This is a genomic window from Pseudomonas sp. JL3 (assembly GCF_031570575.1).
GTDB lineage: Bacteria > Pseudomonadota > Gammaproteobacteria > Pseudomonadales > Pseudomonadaceae > Aquipseudomonas > Aquipseudomonas cucumis.
The window spans coordinates 64,204-84,249 of the sequence record NZ_JAKWJK010000016.1; the positions used below are offsets into that span (position 1 = coordinate 64,204).

Annotated in this window: 17 protein-coding genes and 1 pseudogene; 10 read left to right on the forward strand and 8 right to left on the reverse strand. The window is 59.7% G+C overall.

All coding sequences use genetic code 11. The features are described from left to right. Window positions 1-159 precede the first annotated feature (159 nt). Window positions 160-1,356 (reverse strand): N-acetylmuramoyl-L-alanine amidase, encoded by a 1,197-nt coding sequence (locus MMG91_RS23020; RefSeq protein ID WP_310660821.1) that lies wholly within the window; start codon window positions 1,354-1,356, stop codon window positions 160-162. A gap of 86 nt (window positions 1,357-1,442) precedes the next feature. Between MMG91_RS23020 and folE2 the strand changes: the two are divergent. From folE2 to MMG91_RS23055, 7 genes and pseudogenes are all read left to right on the forward strand, one after another. Beyond that, window positions 1,443-2,338, forward strand: a pseudogene (folE2, locus tag MMG91_RS23025) (GTP cyclohydrolase FolE2). Next, window positions 2,335-3,003 carry an ATP-binding cassette domain-containing protein gene (locus MMG91_RS23030; RefSeq protein WP_310660822.1) on the forward strand — a complete coding sequence of 223 codons (669 nt, stop codon included), beginning with the start codon at window positions 2,335-2,337 and terminating at the stop codon, window positions 3,001-3,003. The pseudogene folE2 and the gene MMG91_RS23030 overlap by 4 nt, the downstream one beginning before the upstream one ends. Further along, the gene (locus MMG91_RS23035) at window positions 3,003-3,869 is read left to right on the forward strand and encodes a metal ABC transporter permease (RefSeq protein ID WP_305447561.1); all 867 of its coding nucleotides are present in this window, start codon (window positions 3,003-3,005) and stop codon (window positions 3,867-3,869) included. Before MMG91_RS23030 ends, MMG91_RS23035 begins: the two co-directional genes overlap by 1 nt. A gap of 11 nt (window positions 3,870-3,880) precedes the next feature. Beyond that, window positions 3,881-4,756 carry a metal ABC transporter substrate-binding protein gene (locus tag MMG91_RS23040; RefSeq protein ID WP_310660823.1) on the forward strand — a complete coding sequence of 292 codons (876 nt, stop codon included), beginning with the start codon at window positions 3,881-3,883 and terminating at the stop codon, window positions 4,754-4,756. Further along, window positions 4,753-5,313 carry a DapH/DapD/GlmU-related protein gene (locus MMG91_RS23045; RefSeq protein ID WP_305447563.1) on the forward strand — a complete coding sequence of 187 codons (561 nt, stop codon included), beginning with the start codon at window positions 4,753-4,755 and terminating at the stop codon, window positions 5,311-5,313. Before MMG91_RS23040 ends, MMG91_RS23045 begins: the two co-directional genes overlap by 4 nt. A 2-nt stretch (window positions 5,314-5,315) precedes the next feature. Continuing rightward, window positions 5,316-6,653, forward strand: coding sequence for a dihydroorotase (locus tag MMG91_RS23050; RefSeq protein WP_310660824.1), 1,338 nt, complete (start codon window positions 5,316-5,318; stop codon window positions 6,651-6,653). 34 nt (window positions 6,654-6,687) lie between these two features. Next, window positions 6,688-7,551 (forward strand): His/Gly/Thr/Pro-type tRNA ligase C-terminal domain-containing protein, encoded by an 864-nt coding sequence (locus MMG91_RS23055; protein ID WP_305447565.1) that lies wholly within the window; start codon window positions 6,688-6,690, stop codon window positions 7,549-7,551. A gap of 110 nt (window positions 7,552-7,661) precedes the next feature. Here the strand turns inward: MMG91_RS23055 and MMG91_RS23060 are convergent, their stop codons facing one another. Further along, the gene (locus MMG91_RS23060) at window positions 7,662-8,183 is read right to left on the reverse strand and encodes a DUF3617 domain-containing protein (protein WP_123357105.1); all 522 of its coding nucleotides are present in this window, start codon (window positions 8,181-8,183) and stop codon (window positions 7,662-7,664) included. A gap of 131 nt (window positions 8,184-8,314) precedes the next feature. On the opposite strand from MMG91_RS23060, the gene cls reads away from it, so the two are divergent. After that, on the forward strand, window positions 8,315-9,754 hold the full coding sequence (cls, locus tag MMG91_RS23065; protein WP_305447566.1) for a cardiolipin synthase: 1,440 nt from the start codon (window positions 8,315-8,317) through the stop codon (window positions 9,752-9,754). Here cls and cfaB read toward each other — a convergent pair. The 5 genes from cfaB to MMG91_RS23090 all read right to left on the reverse strand — a co-directional run bounded on the left by cfaB (window position 9,751) and on the right by MMG91_RS23090 (window position 17,110). Further along, window positions 9,751-10,938 (reverse strand): C17 cyclopropane fatty acid synthase CfaB, encoded by a 1,188-nt coding sequence (cfaB, locus tag MMG91_RS23070; protein WP_305447567.1) that lies wholly within the window; start codon window positions 10,936-10,938, stop codon window positions 9,751-9,753. The two genes, cls and cfaB, sit on opposite strands and share 4 nt — an antisense overlap. Window positions 10,939-11,137: 199 nt before the next feature. Continuing rightward, window positions 11,138-13,048, reverse strand: coding sequence for a heavy metal translocating P-type ATPase (locus MMG91_RS23075; protein ID WP_310660825.1), 1,911 nt, complete (start codon window positions 13,046-13,048; stop codon window positions 11,138-11,140). Further along, on the reverse strand, window positions 13,045-14,103 hold the full coding sequence (locus MMG91_RS23080) for a protease modulator HflK (RefSeq protein WP_310660826.1): 1,059 nt from the start codon (window positions 14,101-14,103) through the stop codon (window positions 13,045-13,047). Before MMG91_RS23080 ends, MMG91_RS23075 begins: the two co-directional genes overlap by 4 nt. Next, complete coding sequence (locus MMG91_RS23085; RefSeq protein ID WP_310660827.1) at window positions 14,100-15,149, reverse strand: protease modulator HflC; 1,050 nt, start codon at window positions 15,147-15,149, stop codon at window positions 14,100-14,102. The genes MMG91_RS23080 and MMG91_RS23085 overlap by 4 nt, the downstream gene beginning before the upstream one ends. Beyond that, entirely contained in the window at window positions 15,146-17,110 is a 1,965-nt protein-coding gene (locus MMG91_RS23090) for a protease modulator HflK (RefSeq protein WP_310660828.1), read from the reverse strand. Before MMG91_RS23090 ends, MMG91_RS23085 begins: the two co-directional genes overlap by 4 nt. Before the next feature lie 208 nt (window positions 17,111-17,318). On the opposite strand from MMG91_RS23090, the gene lpdA reads away from it, so the two are divergent. Next, on the forward strand, window positions 17,319-18,719 hold the full coding sequence (lpdA, locus tag MMG91_RS23095) for a dihydrolipoyl dehydrogenase (protein ID WP_310660829.1): 1,401 nt from the start codon (window positions 17,319-17,321) through the stop codon (window positions 18,717-18,719). Between the two features lie 78 nt (window positions 18,720-18,797). On the opposite strand, the gene MMG91_RS23100 is transcribed toward lpdA, so the two are convergent. Continuing rightward, a complete protein-coding gene (locus tag MMG91_RS23100; RefSeq protein WP_305447572.1) occupies window positions 18,798-19,271 on the reverse strand; it encodes an Lrp/AsnC family transcriptional regulator in 474 nt (157 codons plus the stop codon). Window positions 19,272-19,416: 145 nt separating this feature from the next. Here MMG91_RS23100 and MMG91_RS23105 point away from each other — a divergent pair, with 145 nt between their 5' ends. Then, window positions 19,417-20,046, forward strand: a complete 630-nt coding sequence (locus MMG91_RS23105; protein ID WP_310660830.1) for a LysE family translocator — start codon at window positions 19,417-19,419, stop codon at window positions 20,044-20,046.

The window sequence follows — 20,046 nt, forward strand, 5'->3', positions numbered from 1 at the left end:
CACCTCAAGGCTCAATAAATTTTAATATTAAATTTTTCTTTCCTTTCTAGTTAAAGCGATAACTATTCCATCGTCTACTATCAATTTTGATAGCCAACCCATGAAAATAGAGACTTTCTAGCTATAACATATCCGCTTTTTATTGCTAATGTTCGTTAGTTACTTCTGTTCGCTCAGCCAAGCCAAATAACTATTGACCGGAGGATTCTTCTGGAAATAACGCTGCAAACCATCGAACAAACCATCCGCCACGGCTTGCTGATGGCGGGCAGTCACCAGTCGCTGGCTGTCGCGGGCGTTCGAGATGAAGCCGGTTTCCACCAGAATCGACGGCACATCCGGCGACTTCAATACAGCGAATCCCGCTTGTTCCACGCGCTTCTGATGCAGCGTGGTGATGCCCGCCAGGCTGCCGAGCACCGTGCTGCCCAGCTGCAAACTGGCGGCGATGGTGGCGTTCATCGACATGTCGAGAATTACCCCGGCGAGCATCGGATCCTTGTCCTTGAGATTGAGCAGGCTGGTGGCGCCCAGCAGGTCTGCACCGTTCTCACGTTGCGCCATGAAGCGCGCCGTGGCCGAGGTCGCGCCGCCTTCGGACAAACAGTACACCGACGCACCTGAAGCGGTCAGACGCGGCGCCGCGTCCGCATGGACCGAGATGAACATGTCGGCCTTGTGCTTGCGGGCAATCTCCACGCGCTTGCGCAGCGGGACGAAGAAGTCGTCGTTGCGCACCAGTTTCACGTCGAAGCCCTTCTCGCGCTTCAGTCGCTTGGCCAGCAGCTGGGCGATCGACAGCACCACGTCTTTTTCCCGCTCACCTTTGGCACCAACCGCACCAGGGTCTTTACCGCCGTGACCAGGGTCAACCACCACGATGATGTCGCGCTTGGGGTGGGCCTTGTCGGTGACGGGTTCAGTTTTTTCCGAAGGCACCGCCGCGATCTGTAGCGGCGCAGCGGTCTTCAGATCGAGCACCAATCGATGCCCCTGCCCGTCCTGGGGCGGCAGCAGGAAACTGTTGAGCTGCACCGGGCTGCTGAGGTCGAGGACGATCCGCGTATCGCCCTGGCCGAAATGTCCGGAGCGAATTGCGCGAATCACCGTGTTGCTGAGTGCCAACTGACTGAAGTCGCCACTGAGATTGGCGCCACTCAGGTCGATGATCAGCCGTTCAGGAGCGCTCAAGGAAAACGTCTTGTATTGCACCGGCCCGCTCAGATCGAACACCAGTCGCAGCTTGTCGTCAGAACGCCACAGTCGTGCATTGCGAATTTGCGTGGCCGACGCACCAAAAGGTAACGCGAAGGCCGCGCTGGCCAGAATCAGGTTGAGCAAGTGACGTCTGTGCATGGTGAAAGCTCGTTCACGAAAAAGGCATCGTCGATTTGATTGTTATAATATAACATGCCAAATCAACTCCCACGATGGACCTGCTCATGAATGCGCTGACTCTGCCGGATATCGCCGCGCAGGCCTCACGCCAAGCCCTGCCACTCGATTGGGTGGGCATGTGCGGCATTGCTCTTCCTGTTTTATTCGATGGCCAGCGACTGAGCGCAAAGGCCGACGCTGGCGTTAGTCTCGACGATGGAGAGGCGCGCGGCATACACATGTCGCGGCTGTATCTAGCGTTGGAAATGATTGAGCAGGAGAATCTTTCACCCGCGTTATTGCGGCGAGTCTTGCAGAGTTTTCTTCAGAGCCATGAAGGACTTTCCCACAACGCTTACCTAAAAATTCACACCGAACTATTGCTCAAAAGACCCGCGCTCATCAGTCCGCTAGCCGGTTGGAAAACCTATCCGGTGAGCATCGAAGCCAGTTTGAAAAACGCGATGTTCCACGTGGAACTAAAAATCGACGTTCCTTATTCCTCAACCTGCCCGTGCTCAGCAGCGCTTTCGCGGCAGTTGATTCAGCAGCAATTCGTTGATGATTTGCCAACAAATCGCTGCAACACGCCGATGTTCTGGCGTGGCTCGGCTCCACGAAAGGCATCGTCGCCACGCCGCATAGCCAACGCAGCAATGCGCAATTGCAGCTGCGTCTGGACAACTATCTGGATGATCTGCCGCTGATCGCCGCGATCAACGATGCGGAAGCAGCCCTCGGCACCGCAGTGCAAACCGCCGTGAAACGCGCCGACGAACAAGCCTTCGCCCTCGCCAACGGTCAGAACCTGATGTTCTGCGAAGACGCCGCCCGCCGCTTGAACCTGGCCCTGAAACGCTCCCCGGGCATCAACGCCTTTCACGTGCGAGTCGTCCATGCCGAAAGTCTTCACGCCCACGATGCCGTCGCTGAAAGCCGCTGGAATTGGGAGGCCGCATGATCCAATGCCAAGCCTTGCGCTGGGGCGCTCCCGGTCAACCGCTCACTCCGTCGGTGGATTTCCAGTTACTCAAAGGAAGCCTGACCGCTGTCATTGGTGCCAACGGCTCGGGTAAAAGCAGCCTCCTGAAAGTCATCGCCGGTCTACAAAAGCCACTGACCGGAAAAGTCATCATTGATGTTCCACGCAAAGGCGGCCTTTCGTTTCTGCCACAGCAACAACACCTGGACCGGCAATTCCCCATCAGTCTGCAAGAGTTGGTGGCCGCAGGTTTCTGGGGCAGCAAACAAGCTCCAGAGATTCGCAGCCAACGCCTCAAGTCTGCGCTGGAAGACTGGTGTCTGACCGGCCTGGAACTTCGCCCATTGATGGCCCTCTCCGGGGGCGAATTGCAGCGTGCCCTGCTCGCTCGGTTGAGTCTCGCCGAAGCCCCTTTGCTGTTGCTCGACGAACCCCACGCCGCGCTCGACGAACTCGGCCAGGCGCTGCTCTGGAAACACATCCACGCCTGGCATGCCGAAGGTCGAACCCTGGTCGTGGTGTGTCATGACCTGGCCGCCGTGCGCCAACACATCCCACAAACCCTATTGATCAAAAGCAGCGGCTGCGTCCTCGGCCCCAGTACCGATCTGATTCGCCAACAACCCCAGACGCAGGTGGCTTGATGATCGCTGCCGCTCAGCTTTGGCAACCGTTCCACGAATTCGTGTTCATGCGCCGGGCGTTGCTTGGTGGTCTCGTTCTGGCGTGCAGCACCGCTCCGCTTGGGGTGTTTTTGATCCTGCGGCGCATGAGTTTGATCGGCGACGCGGTGGCTCACGGCATCTTGCCGGGCGCCGCATTGGGCTTCTGGTTTGCCGGGTTGAGTCTGCCCGCGTTGACCATCGGTGGCCTCGGTGCTGGCTTGAGCATGGCTGGACTGGCCGCCTGGATCACCCGCCGCACCGGCCTGCGGGAAGACGCGAGCCTGGCCGCGATCTACCCGATATCGCTGGCCAGCGGCGTGCTGATCCTCGGTATCGCCGGCAAGCGGCTGGACCTGTTGCACCTTCTGTTTGGCTCCGCACTGGCGGTCGACGGGCCGACTTTGACCGGCATGATTTGGGTTTCGGGCTTCAGCCTGATCGCCATGGCTCTCATCTACAAACCCCTGTTGCTGGATACCCTCGACCCGCTCTTTCTGCAAACCGTTAGCCGCCTCGGGCCTCTGGCTCACGGGGTATTTCTGACGTTGGTGGTGCTGAACCTGGTGATCGGTTTCCAGGCAATCGGCGCGTTGATGGTGGTCGGTTTGATGATGTTGCCGGCCGCGGCTTCTCGCTTCTGGAGTCGTCGCTTGCCGGTACTGATCGCCATCGCCGCACTGCTCGGCTGTCTCTCGGTCTGGTTCGGATTATTGCTGTCGTTTTACTACTCACTGCCTAGCGGCCCGGCGATCGTGCTGGTGGCTGGCGCTTTGTATCTGCTGTCCGTGGTGTTCGGTCCGGTGCACGGTTTGCTGCGCCGCCCGCCTTTGCTCACATCCCAATGAGGTGTTGCCCGATGCGCGCTTTACTCGTGCTGTTCAGTTTGATGCTGTCGATGTCGTTGTCTGCCGCGGAGAAACTCCAGGTAGTCACCAGCTTCAGCATCCTCGCCGACATGACCCATCAGGTTGGCGGCGACCATATTCAGATCACCAACATGGTCGGGCCAGACGCCGATGCCCATACCTACGAGCCGACTCCAGACGATGCCAAGGCATTGCTCAAGGCCAGACTGATCATCAAGAACGGGCTAGGTTTCGAGCCATGGCTGGACCGTCTGGTGACCAGCACCGAGACCAAAGCTGCGGTCATCAGCGCCAGCCACGGAGTCATTCCACGCTCGCTGGATGAAGACGGCGAAACCATTCCCGATCCACACGCCTGGCACAACCTGGCAAACAGCGAGCTGTACATCAGCAACATCACCAAAGCACTGATCGCCGCCGACCCAGCCAACAAAGCCGACTACGAACACAACAGCCAGGCCTACCTGAAAAAGATCTACGCCTTGCTCGCCGAGGCCAAAGCCAAGCTCGGTTCGCTGCCACCGGGTAACCGCAAAATCGTGACCTCCCATGACGCCTTCGGTTATCTCGGTCAGGCTTACGGCATCGACTTCATGGCGCCACAAGGTCTGTCCACCGAACGTGAACCCTCGGCCGCCGAAGTCGCTGCGCTGATCACGCAGATCCGTCAGGCCAAGGTCAAAGCGGTGTTCATGGAAAACATCAAGGACGCGCGCCTGCTCAAGCAAATAGCCGATGAAAGCGGCGCGCATATCGGCGGCACGCTGTACTCCGATGCCCTCGCGGCGACCGGCCCGGCCAGCACGTTCGCCGGGTTGTTCGAATACAACCTCAACACCTTGTACGACGCGTTGAGCAAGCCATGATCCGCAAGAATCCTTCCGGCGATCTGCCGTTGATTGCGGAGTCAGCGTATGTGGATAAAACCGCCATCATCTGCGGCAAAGTGGTGATTGGCGAGAACGTGTTCGTCGGTCCGTACGCGGTGATTCGCGCCGATGAAGTGGACGACTCGGGAGAGATGGAAGCGATCACCATCGGCGCCAATTCGAACATTCAGGACGGCGTGGTGATCCACTCCAAGTCCGGCGCGGCGGTGACCATCGGCGAGTTCAGCTCCATCGCCCACCGCTCCATCGTGCATGGCCCCTGCACTGTCGGTAACCGCGTTTTCATAGGGTTCAACAGCGTGCTGTTCAACTGCGAAGTGGGCGACGGTTGCGTGGTGCGACACAACTCGGTGGTCGACGGTCGTGATTTGCCTGAAGACTTCTATGTGCCCTCCACCACGCGCATAGGTCCCAATACTGACCTGTCGCAGTTCCCACCGGTGAGCGTCAGCGCTTCGGAGTTTTCCGAAGACGTGGCCCGCACCAACGTCGATCTGGTGCGCGGCTACAAAGCTCTGCAGAACGAGTTCTGACCATGAGCAGCGTGCTGATTCGCAACGCCCGGCTGGTCAATGAAGGTCGTGAATTCGACGGTGATTTGCTGGTAAGCCACGGTCGCATCGTCAAGATCGCCAGCAGCATTGAAGGTGAAACAGCCGCCGTGGAAATCGACGCCAACGGTCAATGGCTACTGCCGGGCATGATCGATGACCAGGTGCATTTCCGCGATCCCGGAGCACCGGACAAGGGCAGCTTCCATACTGAATCCCGAGCGGCGGTGGCCGGAGGCATCACCAGTTTCATGGACATGCCCAACACCTCCCCGGCCACCCTGACCCTCGCAGCGCTTGCGGACAAGAAGCGTCGGGCGGCGACCAGCTCGGTGGCCAATTACGGTTTTCATTTCGGCGTGAGCAATGACAATCTCGATACCGTCGCTGCGCTCAATCCTTGTGAGGTGGCCGGGGTCAAAGTGTTCATGGGCGCCTCCACCGGCAACATGCTGGTGGACGATCCACGGATACTCGAACGGCTCTTCGCCGAGGTGCCGACCATTTTGTTGGCTCACTGCGAACACACACCCAGCATCGAAGCCAACGCCGCGAACCTGCGAGAACTGTTCGGCGAACACCTTCCACCCGCCGCTCACCCGCTGATCCGCAACGCCGAAGCGTGCTTTCGCTCCTCCTCAATGGCCGTTGATCTGGCCAGACAACACAGCACCCGACTTCACGTTTTACACTTGACCACCGCCCGTGAGTTGGCACTGTTCCAAGACCAGCCACTGGCCCAGAAGCGCATCACCGCCGAAGTCTGCCTGCATCACTTGCTGTTCGATGATCGCGACTACCCAAGCCTTGGCAACCTGATCAAGTGCAACCCGGCGATCAAGACTCAGGCCGACCGCGATGCTTTGCGCAAAGCATTGTTGAGCAATCGACTGGATGTGATCGGCAGCGATCACGCGCCTCACACCTGGGCTGAAAAACAGCGGCCCTACAGCCAGGCGCCGTCCGGGTTGCCGTTGGTGCAACACGCCCTGCCCGCGTTGCTGGAGCTGGTGTCCGATGAGATATTGCCGATCACCACCCTCGTGGCCAAGACCAGTCACCGGGTCGCCGATCTGTTTGCCATCCCCGACCGCGGCTACCTGCGCGAAGGCTATTGGGCAGATCTGGTGTTGATCAAACCTGAGCCCGATGGCCTTGCCGTTTCCCGGCAACCGATCCTCTCTCAATGCGGCTGGACGCCATTCACCCACCATCGCTTTCGCCACAGCGTCAGTACTACGGTCGTGTCGGGGCAAATTGCCTGGCACGACAAACGTCTTAATGACAACTGCCAGGGTTTACCCCTGCGGTTTATGCGCTAGCGCTCGTTGTCGAAAACATTCGAGAACATCGATCATGATCCACATCACCCTGCCCGATGGTTCGTTGCGTGAGTACGATCAGCCGCTGACTGTGTATGAAGTCGCTGCAACTATTAGTCTCGGGTTGGCCAACGCGGCGGTGGCCGGTCGGGTCGACGGCGTGTTGGTGGACTGTGGATTCCTGATCGAGGGCGACGCCCGAGTCAGTATCGTCACGCCTCAGGAGCCCGATGGCCTGGAGATCCTTCGCCGTTCCTGCGCGCTGATGTTGGCCATGGCCGTCAAGCAGCTCCATCCGCATGCACAGTTGCGGGCCGGATCGTCGCTGGGTGATGGTTTCTTTTATGAGTTTGCTTTCCAGCGCTCCTTAACTCTGGCCGAGCTGCCCCTGATTGAAGCGCGCATGCATGCACTGGCGGCGACCAACCATTCGATCCGCCCAACTGAACGGTTATCGCTGTATCGCTTGGGGGATTTTGAAAGTTTCGCTGCAGGCCCGCATGTTCCCACCACCAAGGTGTTACAGGCCTTCGCTCTGGACCATATCAGCGGCACGTCGCAGCAACGGATCTACGGCACGTGCTGGTCCAGCCAACAGGAGCTGGACAACTGGCGAGCACCGCCGCAGGTGATGGTCGTGAACATCGATGAGCGTCAGACCGCTTATGCACACTCGGTGACCGAGACGCTGCGCCGCCGCGGACTGCGGGCCAACTCGGACCTGCGTAACGAAAAAATCAGCCACAAGATTCGCCAGCACAGCCAGAAAGTGCCGTATCTGTTGGTGGTGGGAGAGAAGGAAAAGGAAGGCGGGTTTGTCAGTATTCGCAGCAGCAGCGGAGAGGATTTCGGGGAGAAAGGGATTGAAGCGGTGTGTGAATTGTTGAATTCAAGGTGACTAAACGGACGCCTTCGCGGGCGAGCCTCGCCCCTACAGGGTATCAATGTCGTTTCGTGATCGTGCGAACGACACAAATCCTGTAGGAGCGAGCCTCGCCCGCGAAGCTTTTAAGCTCTGGGTTTAACAGTCCCGCAATCCTGTCCCAGCCATACAGCGCGAGTATCGAGGCTACCTTTCTGCTGAATGCCGGTGGCGTTGAAAGTGCCATTGACCTTGGTCGTGAACTCACGATCGCTGAGGAATGTGGCGACCCCCGCACCTTGCGCTTTCGGACAGCTGAAACGGAATTTCCATTGGTTGCCGGTACGTTCGGTGATTTGCTGCTTGCAGCCCGATTGTGGGTCCGTCAGTGGAATGTTGTCAGTCTTCACCTGTTCAGGCGTCAGGCACGCCCGAATCCCTTTACCACCCATGGTAATGCCCTGCTTCTCCAGCTGCGCGCGCTGTTCAGGGGTCATCTGACTCTGTATCTGGCCGAGGATCAGTTGCAGGTCGGGCAGGTTCTGGTCATCGACCTTCATGTTGCTTGAAGTCATTTCCCACAACCCCGGTTGCAGCATCTGCGCCTGAGCGGCTACAGGAAGCGCCAAACCAAACGCAATGGCCAAACCCAGCAGACGAACGTTCATCGAGTAACTCCTGATCATTAGTGGCCGTTAGACGTCAGCCATGGGCTTCGGTTCATGGGCCAATTAAATAGCGACATTCTGCACGGATCATGGTCTTTTAAGCATTGAATCTTCAGGAGCAAGGCTGCCCCATGGATTATTTTGGACCGCATGTTTTCGGTTATCTGATCGCTCTGCTGCACACGCTGGGCTCGATTGCCGCCATCCATGCCGTATTGACCGTTCGGACCGCTCAAGGCTCGATCGCCTGGGCTCTGTCCCTGCTGTTCATTCCCTACCTCACGCTAATCCCTTATCTGGTCTTCGGCCGCAGCACGTTCGATGGCTATATCAAGGCCCGTCGACAAGCCAACGAGGAAATGCGCAAAGCAATCTCCGAGTTGAACTGGCGCCCCTGGGTTGAAGAGGCTCTGGCTGCTCGCGCCTCCAGCGCCTACGCGTCTTTGAGGGCCATGCCGAAACTGGGACGCATGCCGTGTCTGGCGAATAATGAAGTGCATTTGCTGATCGACGGCCAAGCTACCTTCGATGCGATTTTCGACGCCATCAGCAACGCCCGGCAAGCGGTGCTGATTCAGTTCTTCATCATCCACGATGACCGCCTCGGACAACGCTTGCATACCTTACTGACCAAGAAAGCTGCCGAAGGCGTGGCGATTTACTTGCTCTACGACCGCATCGGCAGCCACTCCCTGCCCCACGGTTATGTGCAACCCTTGCGCGATGCCGGTATCGAGGTCAAAGTTTTCGCCACTCGCAGCGGCTGGCTCAACCGCTTTCAGGTCAACTTCCGCAACCACCGCAAGATCGTCGTGGTCGACGGGATTGTCGGTTTTGTCGGCGGGCTCAACGTCGGCGACGAATACATGGGTGAAAAACCACCCCTGGCGCCATGGCGCGACACCCACGTGCAAGTGCGCGGGCCGGTGGTGGCCTGCATGCAGGAATCCTTCGCCGAAGACTGGTTCTGGGCGGCCCGTTCGCTGCCGCCACTGATCCTGCCGGAGGTTTATCCGGATGACGGCGTACTCTGCCAATTGCTGGCCACCGGACCGGCGGATTCCTACGAAACCTGTTCGCTGTTCTTCGTCGAAGCCATCCATGCGGCGACGGAGCGGGTGTGGATCACCAGCCCTTACTTCATCCCCGACGAAGCGGTGTTCGCCGCGTTGCGACTGGCTGTGTTGCGCGGAGTGGATGTACGGATTTTATTGCCGTCGCGGCCGGATCACCGGATCGTCTACGCCGCTTCCAGCCTTTACGCCTTCGAAGCGGTACATGCTGGCGTGCGCGTGTTCCGTTACCAGCCGGGGTTCATGCATCAGAAAGTAGTGTTGATCGACAGCGAAATCAGCGCCATTGGCAGCGCTAACCTGGACAACCGTTCGTTCCGGCTGAATTTCGAAGTGATGTTGCTAACCGTCGACAGCGCGTTTGCCGCGCAAGTGGAACAGATGCTCAACGATGACTTCGCCCAGGCTCACGAAATCGCCAAAGAAGAAAGCCGGGAGACCCACCGCCTGCAACAGATCGGCATGCGGATCGCCCGGCTGATTTCACCGATTCTTTAAGGGTTGTAAATGTCGTCGCGGGTCCAGGGCAATTCATGACTGCCATCGGGATGGGCTTTTACCGCGAGGATTTGATGCAGGTTTATCCAGCCTCTGGCGAAGGCATAAGCGCACCCTGCCAGGTACAACCGCCAGATCCGTAGAGCTTGATCCGGCACCAGTTTGCCGGCAGCTTCCAGATTGTCTTCCAGGCGTTCGCTCCAGTGGTCCAGGGTTCGCGCGTAATGCAGGCGCAGGCTCTCGACATCGACGATCTCCAGCCCCGCTTCGCTGATCTCGGCCGAGATCATCGCCAGGTGGGGCAGCTCGCCGTTGGGGAACACGTACTTCTCAATGAAATCACCAGCGCCGCGCCCAACCGGGCGACCGTCGGTGTGCTTGGCGGTGATCCCGTGGTTCATCACCAGCCCGCCCTCTTTCACCGCGCCGAACAGGATTTTGCAGTACTCGGCCAAGTTGGCGTGGCCTACGTGTTCGAACATGCCGACGCTGACCACCTTGTCGAAGCGCCCGTCCTGAGGCAAATCGCGGTAGTCGAGCAGTTGCAGTTCGATCTGATCCTCCAGGCCCTCGGCTTTCACCCGTTCACGGGCCAGCGCCAATTGCTCCTTACTGAGCGTGATCCCGAACACCTTGGCGCCGAACTCACGAGCCGCATACCGCGCCAACCCGCCCCAGCCGCAACCGACATCCAGCAGATACTCGCCTGGTTGCAACCGCAGCTTGCGGCACAAGTGGCGAAACTTGGCCTGCTGGGCTTGCTCCAGAGTTTCACTGCCGGTCTCGAAATAGGCGCAGGAATACGCCATGTCGCTGTCGAGCCACAGTTGGTAAAACGCGTTGGAGAGGTCGTAGTGGTAGGAAATGGCTTTGGCGTCGGTTTCTTTGTCATGAACCGTGCGCACCGGTTGCGCATCTTCGTCTTCGTTGACCAGCGCCTGACTCCACTCATCGCAGACACGAATCACGTCGCTGATGGAACCTTCCAACTCCAGCTTGCCTTCGACGAACGCCGCCCCCAACGCGTCGAGGCTGGGATGGGTGAACTGGGTAACCATGTGTGGGTCCTTGACCACAATGGTGACGCTGGGCGTCGGCCCCAGATTGAACTCATGGCCGTCCCAGAGTCGCAAGCGAAGCGGTAACTGCAGATTCTGTAAGGCCGGTGGAAGTTGCGCGAGCATGAAAAGTCCCCCTTGTTTCAGACGTCAAATCTGAGGGTAGACCATCCTTGAAAAATAGCAGGCTATCGAATTAATAGCCTTTTTCTATTCCCGGTGTTGCCTGCAACACTAAAACCATCCAACGGGCGATCGTTGAAAATGACCGCCTTACCCTAGATGACTACAAATCCGGCACACAGTTCTGAAAAGTTGTAGACGCTCACACCTCATCCTTAAGCTTGAGTAGGGGTTCCTGAAAGCGTAGCAAACGTCCGGCATTACCGAGCACTAATAACGTGCTCAAGTTGTGCAACAGGGCGGCAATCATCGCCCCTGCCGCGCCGAGCCAGCCGAATGCGGCGAACGCAACGATGGCCAGGGTCCAGCCCAAACCGATGATCACGTTGACCTGCAAGGTGTGCCGACATTGGCGACTCAAGCGCACACAGGTTCCGAGCCGGCGCAGGTCGCTGCCGATCAATACGATATCAGCGGAGGCCAGCGCGATGTCCGCACCGCCCGCGCCCATGGCCACGCCGACCACACCGGCCTTGAGCGCCAGGGAATCGTTGATGCCGTCTCCCACCACCATTGGCCGGAACCCGCTGCCGATTTCTTTCAGAACGCGATTGAGTTTGTCCTCGGGCAAGGCCTGGGCTTCAACATCGCTGATCCCCACATCCCGGGCCAGCGTGTGCGCAACGCTCTGCCGATCCCCGGTGAGCAACAGCTGTCGCCCCAAACCCAGTTCACGCAATTCGCTCAAGGCAAACCGCGCCTCGGGTTTGACACTGTCGGCGAGCAACAGCCAAGCGAGAAACTCACCGTTGAGTGCCAGCCCGGCAATCGGGCCGTCGTGCTCGGGAACCGCTGATGTAGCAATGCCCAATTGCGCGAACAGCTCCGGACGACCGAGGGCCGCTTCGCCCTGCTCGGTCATCGCCACTACCCCCAGTCCCTGACGCTCGTGAATGTCGGAGAGCAACAGAAAGTGTTCCTGAGTGACCAACCCGGCCAAGGCGCGGCTGACCGGGTGGCTGCTGGCGGAACCGAGGCTGGCGGCGAGTTTCAGTACGTGACTGCGATCCTCCAGCGGACTGTCGATGGATTGCAGGCGCAAGGTGCCGAATGTCAGGGTTCCGGTCTTGTCGACCACCAACGACGTCAGGTCAGCCAACTCTTCGAGGAACGCCGAGCTGCGAATCAGAATCCCGTGCCGAGCCGCCACCGCCACCCCGGCAATCGCCGTGGCCGGTGCCGACAACACCAGCGCGCAAGGACAAGCTGCCACCAACACCGCGAGCATCGCTTGCGCATCGTTGGTAATGAACCAGGTCACTGCGGCCAGCAGCAACACCAGCACCATGTAGCTGCCGGCGTAGCGTTCGAGCAAACGCGTGATCGGCGGCTTGGAACGTTCGGCGCTTTGCATCAGCGCGATGACTTTACCCAAGGTCGATTCGTTACCGGTGCGGGTCACTTCAATGCGCAGCAGGCCATCAAGATTAATCGCCCCGCCGAACACCGACATGCCCACATCGGCCTCCATTGGCACCGACTCACCGGTGATCGATGCGGTGTCGAGGCTTGCCTGCCCGGACAACACTCGGCCATCCGCTGGCACTCGATCACCGGCACGCACCTCCACGAGGTCACCGGCCTTGAGGGTGCCGTTGTCGACTTCAACGACGGAACCGTCAGCCTGGATCTTGCGCGCATGGCTGCGAGTCAGTTTTCCGAGGGCATGAATCGCTTCCTGGGAACCGATCACGCTGCGCTCTTCCAGCACGTGACCGAAGATCATGATGATCGGCAGCAACGCCGCAGTGAGCAGATCGCCGGTGGCCCAGGCGCCGAGCATGGCCAGGGCAATCAACTGATCGGTGATCCCGTGCAGGCTCGGATAACGCAGGCTGTACCACGCCGAACGCATGACCGGCACGGCCACCAGCAAGGAGGCAAAACCCAGCAGCAATTGGCTGACACCGGTCTGGTCCGGCGACAACCAGCGCCAGCTCAACCCAAGCGCAAGCAACCCCAGTGCAAGCATGGCCAGGGTCAACTGGCGCGCGGCGCTACGTTGTTCAGCCGAGGACAACATGCTCGGCGCGGCGGCGGTTTGGGCAGTCATTGCGCAGCTCCCTGAATGATCAGGCGGGAATCGTCTTTCGGATCAACCGTGGTCACCGAGCCGGCCTGCCCGAGAATCTTCGGCATCCGTTCACGGTAAATACGCAGCAGCATCTGCGGGTCAGTGCCCTGCTGTTGCGCCTTGGCCAAACTCAGCACCGTGGCGGTGTCGGCAGAGGCTTTGGCCAGGCGTTCGCTGGCTTGAGCGTGAGCCACTTGCAGCGTGCGGTCGGCTTGTTCGTTGGCGGACTGCGTCAGCTTCTCGGCTTCAGTGCGTGCGTTGGCCACGGCTTTGTCGGCCTGCTGACTGGCGGTTAACACTGCGTTGAACGCGTTCACCGCCGGGCCGGGCAAACTCGATTGCACATCGACCCGCGCCACTTCGATGCCCAACCCTTGCCCGGTCGCCGTCAGTTCGGCCAAGCGCTGATTGATGCCCCGCACCAGATCGCCGCGTAGACGTTCGCGGCGCTCAGCGGCCTGATTGTCGGCACCGATCAGTTCTGGTCGAGCTACCAGAATGGTGTCCAGATCTCGCGCGGCGGTGAGCGCCACGGCGCAGCGGGTCACCAGCCGATCCAGTGCCGGCAGCACATGCTCACCCTGAAGAACGAAGGCATACGGTTCGGTGACTTTATAGAACACCCGCACATCCAGCTGCACGACGCCTGCATCACCGGTCAACAAATAACCGGAGCCGGCAAGTGCATCGCTGATGGGCGTGGCGAAACTCGCCACTCGATCCGCCTGCAATGCAGCATCCGTGCGCAGCAGATTTTCCACCCGACGCTCGATCACCCGATCCGCTGCAGGCAACAAGATGACCTGCTCAAACGGGCGCGGCCACGCCAACAGCAAACCGGCATTTTGAATGCGATCCAGGGCGCCGAAGTGCAACACCACGGCACGATTCTGCGGGTCGATTTGCCGCACATTGGAGAATGCCCACGCCAAAGCAGCCAGCACGGTCACAGCGTACAGCGCCAAAAAAGCCAAGCGCCCAGCCTGAATCCAGGGGCTGCTCAACTCATGTGTTCCACGTGGAACTAAACTCATGGCTGCGATCCGGACTTGTTATCGAGCGTCGGCGGGCCGTCAACCAACACCCGAAACGGCGCGGAATCGGTACGTAAGATCAGTTTGGTGCCTGGCGTGACGATGGTGCCCAAAGTGTCGAGAGAGCGCAGCAAATTGTAGAGCTGCGGTGAACCGGCGTAGGCCCGGCCGTAAATCTGCGCGGCTTCGACGCGGGATTGAGCTTCGATGTCCGCAGCTTTCACTGTCGCATCGGCTTGCACGATTCGCGCGTCACGCTCGGCGGCTGAGCGAATTTGCGCCGCTTCGCGTTTGCCGATGGCCGTGCGTTCAGTGGCGATTGTTTCACGCTCGGCGCGCATACGATCGACCGTCGCGGTGAGTGTCACCGACGGCAATGTCAAACGCTCGATGCCGACTTGCAGCACGCGCACGCCATAGGTGGTGAGCAACTGCTGATCGATCTGCCCACGCAACTGCGCTTCGAAGTCGGCGATGTGCACCTGATTGGCATCGGTGTTCACCAGGTTGGCCAGATCGAAACTGCTGGCCGTGGTTTCCAGCGCCGAGCCGACAAAAGTGCGAATCTGCCGCGCGGCTTCGTCCGGCTGGTTCTGCACGGCGCGCATAAAGCGTTGCACGTTGTCCGGATCACCCTGCACCTGCCAGGCTACGTAGGCTTGCACGATGATGCGCAGGCCATCGCGTGTCCCCACATCCTGCAAACCACTGGAGGTGGTACGCAGCCGCAGATCCACCGGAATCGCCGCCTCGAACGGCGCCGGCCAGCGCCAGCCAAGACCCGGTTCCAGCAACACCCGCGATGGATTGCCGAAACGAGTGATGACCGTGGCCTCGCCCGAACGCACTTGCACGAGGCTCGCCGCCGCAATGGCAAATGCCGCCAGCAGCGCCGCCCAACCCATTCGGCGCCACGGGAAAGGGCCAGCTTCTTGTGGATCACCGTGGTGATGATGGTGATGACCGTGGTGATGCCCGCCATGGCCGTGATCGTGGCCGGCGTGATCATCGTGATCGCGATTGTGTGTAGGCGTCGGCTGGCTCAATGGACGGCTCCTGGCTGAGCGGAATTACGCGACGGTGTAGGGTCAGCCGGCAGCGTGAATGTACGTAAGTCGATAGTCGGCGCATTGATGCTGCCGCCCAGACGATGATCGAGAACCAGCAGCTTGGCGTTGGCCAAACCTTGGGTCAGTTGACTGAAATATTGCTCCAGCACGAAGGCCTGGCCGGCGCTGGCATAAGCCTTTCGCTCGGCGGCGAATTTCAGGTCGGCGGCCTGAGCAGTCGAGTTGATTTCATGCGCCCTGGCCGTGGCTTGATCGCGAGCAATGCTGGCCTGCAATTGCGCCTGATTGGTCGCCTCCGCCGCTGCACCGCGCTCGCGGGAAATCAATGCCTGAGCGCCAATCTGCGCCGCTTGCACGCCGTGATAAGCGTTGGCCGCCCCCGCTGGCGGGTGAATGGCTTCGACCACAGTGGCAAGAATTTCCACGCCGCTGTCGAGTTTTTGCAGGTCAGCCTGCACGGCGCGACCGATCTCTTCGGCGAGCCCTACCCTGTCCTCGCCAAGCAAACCATCGAGGGTGCGCGAGGCGAAGTCGTGAACCAGAATCCGGCTGGCGGTGCTGCGGATCAGCGTTGGCACGTCGGCGCTGTTGTAGGTTGCGGCCAGCGCCGCCTGATCGCTCAGGCCGATGCGATAGACGAAGCGCACGTCCATGTTGACGATCTGGAAGCTCTGTTTGTCGGCGCGGCTGCTGGCGATGACCTGGGATTTGTCGTTCACATGGCTAGCGTCCCACAAGCGATTGGCAATTGCCGGTGCCGGGCCTTCGGCAGGCTCGGCTGCGACCGGTGCCGATATTTCGCCCACGCTGGTGGCCAACTCGTGGACCACGCCATTTTCGACGCTCAGCACTCGGCCCAGTGGCCACGGCAAACCGGCGTGCAAACCAGGGCCGAAAACTTCCACGGGTTTGCCAAAGCGCTCATAGATACCGCGCCCTTGCAGCGCAATTTCGTGAATGCCGGTGAGCGACCAACCGACGATGGCCACCACTGCCAGCACCGGCAAAAACGCCCGGCGCATGTAGGTAAAGGCCCAGATCTGCCGCAGATCGATACCGAAGCGGTTGTGAATTTCGTGCTGCAACGCGAGCAGGGGTTGCGGCGGCCAGCGCAGCATGTCGGCGACAAAACTTCGCGCCAGCAAGGCCGGCTCCAGCTGTTCCCGACGCGGACTGAACAGCGACAACACGGCCCGCAACAGCAACTCGACGGCGACCAGCCCCGGCAGCAAGCCGATCAGCACCGCCAGACGCACCGGCCAGACTGACGTTTCGCTGCCGAACAACAAACACAGAGCGCTGAGCACCAGGCAAATAATCGCCACCCGCGTCAGCTGCGCCAACGGCCCTGCTTCGGGCCATTGGGCGACGTTCTCCTGCGCCAGTTGTCGCTCCAGCACCAACAAACCGAAAGCCAGCAGCAACGACAGTGCAGCGCCGACACTGGCCGACAATCCCAACGCAGCGGGCGGCAGGGCCAGATTCCAGACTTGCTCGATGCTGTACAACGTCAATAACGCCCAGCCACCCAACCATAGCGTCGGTGCACCGATTTGCCCCAACAAGCGCCACCAACGCTGACTGATCCGGTCCAGCAACCGCTCGTACCAGCCCTCGGTGGAAACGACTTCCTCAGCCATGGACACAGGCACCAACACCGCCGGATTCATCGCCCGCGCACGCCACTGCGTTACCCACCAGGCCGATTGCAGACCCGCAACCAACACCAGCAAACCGGCGCTCTGATTAACCAGCAACGCCGCCCACAACGACTGCGGCGCAAACAGCCCGACAAAAAACGCCAGTACCCACCCTGCTGCTGCCAAGGCGCCCAGACCGATTGCGATCTGTCGAAATCGACGCCCTTGAACGACCGCCTGCTGAAAGCGCGGCAGCGCTGCTATTTGTGCCCCATCGCCATCGAGATCGACTTGCATACCACCCCAGCCATCGCACACATCACAATTCGTTACGATATAACGAAAGTGGTGAAATATTCGTCGTAAATCGCTCTATCTAAAAGCGCTGAACCTGTCGCCAAGCTGAAGCCTTGACCGAAATGGCTCGAAACGCACATATTACGTTCGTAATTTTTATCGAAGGCTACTTTTATCGATCCTGCCCCCTTTCACCAGGAGTACCACTATGAGCACCTATGACGTCGTGATTCTGGGCGCAGGCCCCGGCGGTTATAACGCCGCGATCCGCGCCGGCCAGCTGGGCCTGAAAGCGGCATGCGTGGAAGGCCGCGCCACCTTGGGCGGGACCTGCCTGAATGTGGGCTGCATGCCGTCCAAAGCCCTGCTGCATGCCTCCGAACTCTTCGACGCGGCCATGGGGGCGGAATTCGCCAACCTGGGGATTGAGGTCAAACCCGTCCTCAACCTTGCTCAAATGATGAAACAGAAGGATGAAAGCGTCACCGGGCTGACCAAGGGCATCGAGTTTCTGTTTCGCAAAAACAAGGTCGACTGGATCAAGGGCTGGGGCCACATCGACGGGCCGGGCAAAGTCACAGTGACCGACAGCCAGGGCGCCAAAACCGAGCTGAGCGCCAAGGACATCGTGATCGCCACCGGTTCCGAACCCACTCCCCTGCCCGGCGTGGACATTGATAACAAACGTATCCTCGACTCCACGGGCGCGCTGTCGCTGGGCGAAGTGCCCAAGCACCTGGTGGTGATCGGTGCCGGGGTGATCGGCCTGGAGCTGGGCTCGGTATGGCGGCGCCTGGGTGCTCAGGTGACGGTGGTCGAATTTCTCGATCGGATCTGCCCCGGTGTGGATGGCGAAGCGGGCAAGACCCTTCAGCGCTCATTGAGCAAGCAAGGCATCAGCTTCAAGTTGAGTACGAAAGTCACCAGCGCCACGACGTCGGCGAGCGGTGTTCAGCTTAGCGTCGAACCGGCCGCGGGTGGCACCGCCGAGTTGCTTGAAGCCGATTACGTGTTGGTGGCCATTGGTCGGCGGCCTTACACCCAAGGCCTGGGACTGGAAAACGTCGGTCTCGCCACGGACAAACGCGGCATGCTCGCCAATCAGGGCCACCGTACTGAGGCCGCTGGCGTCTGGGTGATCGGTGATGTGACGTCGGGGCCGATGCTCGCCCACAAGGCCGAAGACGAAGCCATGGCCTGCATCGAGCAAATCGTCGGCAAGGCCGGGGAGGTCAATTACAACCTGATCCCCAGCGTGATCTACACCAAACCGGAGCTGGCCAGTGTCGGCAAGACCGAAGAACAGCTGAAGGCCGAAGGTCGCGCCTATAAGGTTGGCAAATTTCCCTTCACCGCCAACAGCCGAGCGAAGATCAACCATGAAACCGAAGGCTTCGCCAAAGTATTGGCCGATGAGCGCACCGACGAAGTCCTCGGCGTACACCTTGTGGGCCCCAGCGTCAGTGAAATGATTGGCGAATATTGCGTGGCCATGGAATTCAGCGCCTCGGCCGAAGACATCGCCCTGACCTGTCATCCACACCCGACCCGCTCCGAAGCCTTGCGCCAGGCGGCAATGGATGTGGAGGGGATGGCGACGCAGATGTAGAAAGATCAAAATATCGCAGCCTGCGGCAGCTCCTACGGGTTGTGCGTATACCTGTAGAGGCTGCGATCTTTTTGCTTTTCAGTTGGGTAGATGCTCCAACGGCAATGCCCCCGGCGTCTTTACCGTGTGAATCGCGAAATTGCTGCGGATGTCGCTCACACCCGGCAATTTCAGCAGTCGCCCGGTGAGAAAACGGTCATAGGCGCGCAAATCCGGCACCACCACTTGCAGCAGAAAATCTGATTCCCCTGACACCAGGAACGCCGAAATCACCTCAGGCAATGCCGTTACGGCCAGGCGAAAGGCTTCGGCCTGTTCATCGTTGTGTCGTTCGACTTTGACCCCGACAAACACAGTCAGCCCAAGGCCCACTTCATCTCGATCCAGATTGGCCTGATAGCCGCGAATCACCCCCGCCTCTTCCAGCATCCGTACCCGACGTAAACACGGCGAGGCGGACAGGCCGATCTCGTCGGCCAATTGCACGTTGCTCAGGCGACCGTCCCGTTGCAGCGCCGCGAGAATCTTGCGGTCGTAGGCGTCCAGTTTCATGGTTTGGCAGATCCCGATGGTTCGATCATTACAAAATGGCAGGTTATGCCAAGTATGGAAGCTTTAGAAGCTGACTACGCAACCACCTGCCCTGCCCCTCAGCCGTAGACTGATCCCACCAAATCGACAACGAATGGGGTGAAACATGGCAGGACTCTGGCTGTTTTTCATGGCATTGGCGGTGGTGTACCTGTTGCCCGGCCCGGACATGATTCTGCTGTTGCAAACCGGCGCGCGCCAAGGCAAAGGCGCGGCGTTGGCCACGGCGTTGGGGCTGGGCGTAGCGCGCGGTTTTCATGTGGCCTTGGCTGCATTGGGTTTGGCGGCGTTGTTCAAGACGGCGCCCTGGACCTTCGATGTGATACGCCTGGTCGGAGCCGCGTACCTGCTATGGATCGGCATTCAGTGCCTGCGCACCACGATGCTGCCGAGCTTGAACGCTACAAACGCAACCAGCGAAAAACCGCATTGGCGCGAGGCGATCCAGCGTGGTCTGCTGACTAACCTGCTCAACCCCAAGGCGCTGCTGTTCTGCTCGGTGCTGCTGCCACAGTTCATCAACCCTCAAGCAGGACCGGTGCTCGCGCAATTTGCAACGCTGGGCGTGATGCTGGTCGGCGTAGGGTTGTTGTTCGACAGTGCCTACGCGCTGGTCGGCGCCGCGCTGGGCCGTTGGCTGCAACGCAGTCCATCGGCCCAACGGGTACAACAGTGGTTGTTTGGCAGCCTGCTGATTGGTTTTGCGGTGCGGCTGACCTTTGTTCAACAAGCTTGA

Coding starts and splice junctions, on each gene's coding strand:
- MMG91_RS23040 (WP_310660823.1), top strand. CDS start 3,881: ATGCGCGCTTTACTCGTGCTGTTCAGTTTGATGCTGTCGATGTCGTTG.
- MMG91_RS23060 (WP_123357105.1), bottom strand. CDS start 8,183: ATGAACGTTCGTCTGCTGGGTTTGGCCATTGCGTTTGGTTTGGCGCTT.
- MMG91_RS23105 (WP_310660830.1), top strand. CDS start 19,417: ATGGCAGGACTCTGGCTGTTTTTCATGGCATTGGCGGTGGTGTACCTG.
- MMG91_RS23050 (WP_310660824.1), top strand. CDS start 5,316: ATGAGCAGCGTGCTGATTCGCAACGCCCGGCTGGTCAATGAAGGTCGT.
- MMG91_RS23020 (WP_310660821.1), bottom strand. CDS start 1,356: ATGCACAGACGTCACTTGCTCAACCTGATTCTGGCCAGCGCGGCCTTC.
- cfaB (WP_305447567.1), bottom strand. CDS start 10,938: ATGCTCGCGCAACTTCCACCGGCCTTACAGAATCTGCAGTTACCGCTT.
- MMG91_RS23045 (WP_305447563.1), top strand. CDS start 4,753: ATGATCCGCAAGAATCCTTCCGGCGATCTGCCGTTGATTGCGGAGTCA.
- MMG91_RS23100 (WP_305447572.1), bottom strand. CDS start 19,271: ATGAAACTGGACGCCTACGACCGCAAGATTCTCGCGGCGCTGCAACGG.
- MMG91_RS23090 (WP_310660828.1), bottom strand. CDS start 17,110: ATGCAAGTCGATCTCGATGGCGATGGGGCACAAATAGCAGCGCTGCCG.
- MMG91_RS23030 (WP_310660822.1), top strand. CDS start 2,335: ATGATCCAATGCCAAGCCTTGCGCTGGGGCGCTCCCGGTCAACCGCTC.
- MMG91_RS23075 (WP_310660825.1), bottom strand. CDS start 13,048: ATGACTGCCCAAACCGCCGCCGCGCCGAGCATGTTGTCCTCGGCTGAA.
- MMG91_RS23055 (WP_305447565.1), top strand. CDS start 6,688: ATGATCCACATCACCCTGCCCGATGGTTCGTTGCGTGAGTACGATCAG.
- MMG91_RS23035 (WP_305447561.1), top strand. CDS start 3,003: ATGATCGCTGCCGCTCAGCTTTGGCAACCGTTCCACGAATTCGTGTTC.
- cls (WP_305447566.1), top strand. CDS start 8,315: ATGGATTATTTTGGACCGCATGTTTTCGGTTATCTGATCGCTCTGCTG.
- MMG91_RS23080 (WP_310660826.1), bottom strand. CDS start 14,103: ATGAGTTTAGTTCCACGTGGAACACATGAGTTGAGCAGCCCCTGGATT.
- lpdA (WP_310660829.1), top strand. CDS start 17,319: ATGAGCACCTATGACGTCGTGATTCTGGGCGCAGGCCCCGGCGGTTAT.